The organism is Moraxella sp. (assembly GCF_024227015.1).
In the GTDB taxonomy this organism is placed as follows: Bacteria; Pseudomonadota; Gammaproteobacteria; order Pseudomonadales; family Moraxellaceae; genus Moraxella.
Genome location: NZ_JAAELD010000019.1, coordinates 1 through 2,051 on the forward strand (window position 1 = coordinate 1; position 2,051 = coordinate 2,051).

The 2,051-nt window shown below is 50.1% G+C and carries 1 protein-coding gene and 1 pseudogene; both read left to right on the plus strand.

What is annotated here, in order from left to right; all coding sequences use genetic code 11:
* Nucleotides 1-593, plus strand: a pseudogene (locus tag GY683_RS00365) (acyl-CoA dehydrogenase); the annotation flags it as partial.
* Nucleotides 590-2,032, plus strand: a complete 1,443-nt coding sequence (locus tag GY683_RS00370; RefSeq protein ID WP_297286866.1) for an FAD-dependent oxidoreductase — start codon at nucleotides 590-592, stop codon at nucleotides 2,030-2,032. The pseudogene GY683_RS00365 and the gene GY683_RS00370, both read left to right, overlap by 4 nt.
* Nucleotides 2,033-2,051 lie beyond the last annotated feature (19 nt).

Sequence of the window (2,051 nt, forward strand, 5' to 3'; positions counted from 1 at the left end):
TCTTTTTGCTTGCCTTTGATGATGAGCGTGCAGGACAATGGCAACTCAACGCTTGTCCAACTTTTAGTGGTATGGAAGGCTCAAGCACATGGCAAATTGAGCTTAATGACTATTTTGTGCCCAACGATACTATCATCGCTGACCCAGCCACGCCGTTTATTAAACGCGTGCGTGGGGCGTTTGTACTGATGCAGATGGGCATTGGTGCAGGGATTATCCAAGGGGCAATCAATGACATCACGGCGGTAGAATCACAGCTTGGACATGTCAATCAGTTCCTAGAAGACCAAGCAGGCGGACTGCAAGAAGCACTTGATGACTTACTTAGTCAGACGGTGCGTCTAGCCAGCACCCCTTTTGATGAGCATAAGGATTTCTTTTTGGATGTACTTGATGTACGCTCGCAAGGGGCACAGCTGTCCCTAAAAGCCACCCAAGCTGCTCTACTACACCACGGGGCTAGAGGGTATCTGATGAGTGCCAGCCCCCAGCGCCGTATCCGTGAAGCGCATTTTGTGGCGATAGTCACACCTGCGATTAAGCATTTGCGTTATCTGTCGCATCAGTTATTGTCTGAGGTAGCACCACAATGAATGAGCACACCAGTACCGATCTCCCCCCTGTCAATATGGATGCAGAGGGCAACCCCACTGACGGACGTGGAGCATGGCGACAGTATCTGTGCCGTGCCTGTGGCTGGATTTATGATGAGCGTCTAGGCGATCCTGACGGTGGTTTGCCTGCAGGCACTCGCTTTGAGGACATTAGCGATGACTGGCAATGCCCCTTGTGTGGTGTTACCAAGCGTGACTTTGAGCCCTTTGTCAGTCGTGATACCATCATTACCAAGCCTATGATTAATCCTGTTGCCGATGAAGGCGGTGTGATAGTAATTGGTGGTGGTACGGCAGGCTGGACAGCCATTGAAGCCTTGCGTAAGCTAGATGACAAGCTCCCCATCATGCTCATCACTGCGGACAGTGGTGACCGCTATATGAAGCCCCAGCTGTCCATTGCCATCAGCCAAAACAAGACTCCTGAAACACTCATTACCAAATCCGCCAAGGAGCTAAGCAAAAAGCTAAACATTGGCTTGGTAGCGCAGACCTTTGTCATTCATATTGATGCCAAAAAACGCCAAATCCGTACCACCCGTGGCAACTTTTATTATCAAAAGCTGATTTTAGCATTGGGGGCGACACCCACTTTGCCAGCATGTCTACCGCCTGATTGTGTGTGGCGTATCAATCATATTGATATGTTTGCTAAGTTGCAAAGCAGATTGGCAAGCAGAACAGCACAGCACATTGCAGTGATTGGCGCTGGTATGATTGGCGTGGAAGTTGCCGAAGACATTATCAGAGCAGGGCACAAGGTGACGCTGATTAACCGTAGCAGCTTGCCTTTGGCCGAGATTTTACCCAAAAGAGCAGGCGCACGTCTAAGAGATGCCCTTATCAGCACAGGCATAAATTATCTGGCTGATAGTAATGTCACACAGCTAACCCGACTCAATAGCAATGGCGGCTATAAGCTAACCCTAGATAACGGTACAACGCTTGTCGTTGATGAAGTGGTGGCAAGCACAGGACTGGCTTTGGATGAACGCTTGCCTAAGCGTGCAGGTGTGGTGCACAGCATCCAAGGTATTAGTGTGGATGAGCGCACGCTCAAGACTTCCGATCCACACATTTTTGCCATTGGCGACTGCATTGCCATTGGGGGGCGTGCTTGCCGTTTTGTCGCACCTTTGCGTGAGCAAGCCAATGCCATCGCCCATGAAATCATTGACCTTGAGCACGCAGGCTATCAGCACAAACCGCCCATGGTACGCCTAAAGACCAAATCCATCATCGTCACCTTAACAGGCGATGCGGACAATCGCCGTCCATGGCTGTTAAGCGAAGAAACAGACGAGTACCTACTGATGATACAAGAAAAAGACGGCACGCAAAGCGCCAAATTAGAACTCAAGCAGGGCCAAATGGCGGTGCACGACACAGGTACAGCACCCCAATCATTAATGCTTTGAGTCAAATGACCCAACCTAA